Annotated in this window: 4 protein-coding genes; 3 read left to right on the top strand and 1 reads right to left on the bottom strand. The window is 62.3% G+C overall.

Annotation, left to right across the window (positions count from 1 at the left end; genetic code table 11):
* Window positions 1–146: 146 nt before the first annotated feature.
* On the top strand, window positions 147–1208 hold the full coding sequence (locus tag IQ216_RS11895; RefSeq protein ID WP_193815621.1) for a hypothetical protein: 1062 nt from the start codon (window positions 147–149) through the stop codon (window positions 1206–1208).
* A 524-nt stretch (window positions 1209–1732) separates the two neighbouring features.
* Window positions 1733–1906, top strand: a complete 174-nt coding sequence (locus IQ216_RS11890) for a hypothetical protein (RefSeq protein ID WP_193815620.1) — start codon at window positions 1733–1735, stop codon at window positions 1904–1906.
* Window positions 1907–3688: 1782 nt separating this feature from the next.
* Here IQ216_RS11890 and IQ216_RS11885 read toward each other — a convergent pair.
* Window positions 3689–3871 carry a hypothetical protein gene (locus tag IQ216_RS11885; protein ID WP_193815619.1) on the bottom strand — a complete coding sequence of 61 codons (183 nt, stop codon included), beginning with the start codon at window positions 3869–3871 and terminating at the stop codon, window positions 3689–3691.
* Window positions 3872–4136: 265 nt separating this feature from the next.
* Here IQ216_RS11885 and IQ216_RS11880 point away from each other — a divergent pair.
* The coding region (locus IQ216_RS11880; RefSeq protein ID WP_193815618.1) for a transposase at window positions 4137–4386 on the top strand (250 nt) is incomplete at its 3' end.

The following is a 4386-nucleotide window of genomic DNA, read 5'->3' as shown; positions in this document are numbered from 1 at the left end:
GCCCCTTGAGGGCCCTTCAATAACCCCAGAACCCGCTTCCTCACTAGGAAGTGGGCTTTTTATTGGCTACTCCCCGTCCATCTCTGCAACCTTCGCCTGCCCTCCGCCAGTACTCTCAAGGCCCGCTTTAGTCCAAGTTTTAGTCCATGTCCTTCGCCCTGGCCTTGGAGGACCTCAACCATCGCCTCAAGGCCGGGGGCCACCGCTGCCAGATCGAGCACCGCGCAGCCTCTCTGGCCCTCCGAGCCACCCTCCCCGACCGATCTGACCCCTCGATCCGCCGCCAACAGCGCATCCCTCTCCGCCTCGACGCCAGCTACTCCAACCTTCCAGAGGCCGAACGCCTCGCCCAGCTCCTCGGCCACCAGCTCCGATCTGCCACCTTCTCCTGGCAAAACTGGACTCGTGAGACTCATCTAGAGATCCTCACCCTCCCCGAGTTCCGCCGCGCAGCCGAACAGCTCCACGCCACCCGGTACGCAACTAACCCCGAGCGCGGCAACCAGGCATGGTCGAAGAAGTGGCAGCCAGCCCTGCGGAAGCTCCCAGCAGWGCGCCCCCTGACCCCCGCTGAGCTGCTCCGAGCGATCCAGTCGATGCCCACCGGCACCGCCGCCCGCCGAGACCAGGGAAACCTCCTGGCTCAGATTGCGGGAACTGTTGGCTGGGATGCCGACGTCCTGCGTCAGGCCGCCAGGGGCTACACCAGCGCCACGCTCCACCCCCGCGACATCCCCGAGGACGGCTTCATCGAGGGGACGTTCCACCGGCTGCACCAACCCCACTGGAAGTGGGCCTGGGGAATGGTGGCTGCCTTCGGCCTGCGCCCTCACGAATTGGACGAGGTCCAGCTCACTTCCGAAGGTCTCGCCCTCGTGGGGGACACCACTAAGACCGGGGCCCGGCAGGTCCGCGCATGCCACAGCTCCTGGGTGCAACGCTTCGACCTCGGGGGGCTACCTCGCCCGCAACGCACCGGGGCCAACTCCACCAGCAAGGCTGCTGCTGATGCCCTGCACCGGGCAGGAGTCAAGGTGCCGCTATACAGCCTCCGCCACGCCTACGCCCTGCGGCTGATGACCCGAGGCGTCCCACCCGATCTAGCAGCGAGGCTCATGGGACACAGCTTGCAGATGCACACGACGACTTACCAACGGTGGCTCAAGGCCGACCACCTATCGAAGGCCCTGCAGAGGTTTGAGCTGTAGGTGGGGACTAAGGACTGCTTTATGGAGTCATGGGGCAACAGGCGTTTGAGCACCGTTCGATTTGACCCATGGATCGAAGCTGACCTCATGGGACCGCACCAAGCCCCTCACACAGCAGAGCAACGGCAAGGTGCTTTGGTGTCCGAATGCCATTCGCGAAGCGATGGCTGATTGGAGTGATGGCTAATAGCTGACCCAGCAGGTATTGGGTCACTGCTTCTGGCTGCACATTTTACTCGTTCGGTAAGAGTGAAGCTCTTTATCGGCTCGATAGAGCGCTACCTACTCGATAGCCCCTTCTTCTACTTCTACCTGCAGCATACTTGCCGTAGGCACTTTGCATACGCCCCATGGATTCTCCTCAGACCGACCACCTCACCCCCAGCGCTGGGGCAGTCTCCAGCGGCCCTACAGCTCCTGGGCCAGCCCCCGCAGGGGAGCTTCCCGGTGCAGTCATCGACTGGGAACGGCCCAGCGGGGCAGCACCGCTCAAACCAATCTCGATCCGACTGGGCCGCGAGGAGATGAAGCTCCTCCAGGAGCTGGCTTCCTGTTACAGCACTCGTCTGAGTCCGCTGGCCCGCAGGCTGCTGGTGGCTCAGTTGAAGCTCACCAAGTACTGCAGGGCGGTGGAGGAGCAACGCGCTGCTGAAGCTGCTGAAGCGGCCAGGCAGGCAGAGCAGCCCCAGCGTGCCTGATCTCTTGAGAAAGGAGCGTCACCAAAAAAGCGGCCTCAGGGCATCACTCCCGAGACCGCCTTCTTGGTGACGCTCCTTTCTCAGGGGAGCAGCGGGCCCAACACCCAACGTCAAACCAACGCCAAACACAACGTCAGCCGCCCAATCATTCTAATGGACAATCACGCAGACTGCAAGCCTACGGGCGATACCCGCTCCTGGAAGGAGATTCTTACTGCTATCTACGAAGAGGAGACTCAGCCTATTAGGGCTGAGTTAGAAGTAGAAAGGCCAGAGCTTAAGGAGCTTCACGAACAGTTCGAGGAAGAGGTAAAGAGGCGCTACAAGGAACGGTGCGACCTTCACGACCGGGAAGATGTTGCAAGAGAGCTGGCAAGAGAAGCCGCAGCAGCCGCAGAGGCTGAGGCTGAGGCTGAGGCTGAGGCTGAGCCAGCCGGGGTGTGGGAGTGCCACGACCCCCTCGAGGAGATCGAGGCGGAGGAGGCTGCAGCCGCAGAGGGGCAAGCCGCCAACCTCGCGATCTGCAAGGAGCACCGCGACCCGGGGGTGGCGAGAGACGACCCCTTTGCCGAGACCACCGACGCTCTCATCACCCTTGRCCTGGAGTCCACAAGGGAGGCARTGCAGMCATTTYCYATCACCCGCGCCCGGTCCGACGGTGCGYTCTTTTCCWACGCCGCTCAGCTACAGCGTCGTGAAGACGGGRACGGTGATGAAGACCAGTCGGAGGTGTACTTAACAYATAAATACCACACGAAGAACGACCGYAGGAAGCTCGCTGAAGGGGGGGAGGCACCAGCGGRGGGGAAGCCGCAGTCCCTCCGCTTGKMGATAGAGCACGCTGTTAAGGGAMAGTATCAAGGCAAGTGGGCGACCTCCGATATCTACTTCTGCCCTGCAGTCTTTGGTCCGGCCAGCGAAGGGTTGAGAGATGAAAATGTCATCAGCCGTCGGGTTGCTGTCTGTGAGATAGACGGATCGTCTATTGATGAGCAAATCGCTCGCGTTGAAAAGCTCCCTGAGTCACTTAAGCCGCACGTTAAGTGCTTCAGTGGCTCTAAGTCACTACATCTGTTCTGGCGCTTTGCTGAAGGCACCCCTTGGGAGGTTATCAAAGACTTCCAGCAAGCGATGTGCGTCTACTTGAAAGGGGACCCGAAGGTCACCACGGCGAAGAGCCAGCGGATGCGGCTGCCAATAAACATGGGCCCGCTGGCGCCCTCGAAGAAGGTCCCGGCGGGGAGGGAGCAGCTGCCGATGACGATTCGGCGCGAAGCGCCGTCGCTGGAGGCAGAGACAGCCCTGCCGGGGGTGGAGCGCCTGCTGGAAGCAGACGGGGAAGCCGACTGGCGAGCTGCCTTCGCCGCGCTCTGCAAGAAGCATTCTTCGGAGAAGGGGAAATCTAAAGGAAACCTTAAGACCTCCCCTTGCGCGAAGGGTGGAGCCCGTAGTTCATCTGAGCTGGATGCCGAGTGGGCGGCGCACTCTTGGAGTGATGGAGAGAAGAAAGTTGCGAAGCTGCAACCACCGGTGCCACTGCTTGACTTCCTGCCGAAAGCGACGGCAGAGGTACTCCAGAAAGGAGCGGCCCCAGGTGAGAGGAACGACCTCGGCCTGACCCACACGCCCCAACTCGCTGGGGCTGTGCTCCAGCTCGAAAAGCTGGGCTTGAAGTTCACCCCCAGCGTGGAAGACCTGCTCGAAGGCTTTGCCGACGCCTCCGACGCCCTTGGAGGCGAGCCGATGGACCGCGAGCGCCTGCTGGCCCAGTATGAGGGGGCTTTAGAAGGCGAGCCTCACCCTGGGCGGCCCCTGGCGGCCCTCCTCGGGAGCCTGCACTACCACACCGGGGGAGCGCTGGGAGAGCGAGCCCAGGAGGGGGGTGAGCACGGCCTCCCCGGCATCGAGGCCCTGGCCGGCAGCTTCCGCATCCTCGGATGGTCGGAGGACCGTCAGCGCATCCACTATCAGCGGCGCGGAATCGGGCAGATCAGCGCCTTTAGGCCGAGTGGATCTATTGAGCTGCTCAAGCTTGCAGACAAGGAAAGCTGGGAAGATGGCTTTCAGCCACTCCCGACAGAGCAAAACCCGAATCCGAAGACGGATTGGTTAGCAGCCCTTGACGCCGTTATCCAACTGGCCGATGCAGCCGGGGTTGACGTGGGCCCCGGAAACCGGTCCAGGGTGAATGAGAGTCTTCAGCCGGCCAAACTGGGCCGTGGACTCGACCATGAAACGCACCAGGCACACAGCCGAGCAGATCATCCGCAAGCTCAAGACCGCCGAGCAGTTGATCGCTCAGGGAAAAACCGTCGCCGACGTCTGCCGCGTCATCGAGGTGACGCAACCGACCTACCACCGCTGGAGGCAGCAGTACGGGGGCATGCAGGCCGAGGAGGCCAGACGGCTGACCCAGCTGGAGAAGGAGAACGCCCGGCTCAAGAAGCTTTTGGCGGAAGCAGAGTTGGAGAAGGCCATGC

Source organism: Cyanobium sp. LEGE 06143, from assembly GCF_015207535.1.
GTDB lineage: Bacteria > Cyanobacteriota > Cyanobacteriia > PCC-6307 > Cyanobiaceae > NIES-981.
Note: the sequence above shows the minus strand (reverse complement) of the source record. Positions and strands in the feature narration are given on the sequence as shown.

What these genes read in the sequence shown, in the direction of transcription:
- IQ216_RS11890 (WP_193815620.1), top strand. Translation starts at nt 1,733, where the DNA reads ATGAAGCTCCTCCAGGAGCTGGCTTCCTGTTACAGCACTCGTCTGAGT.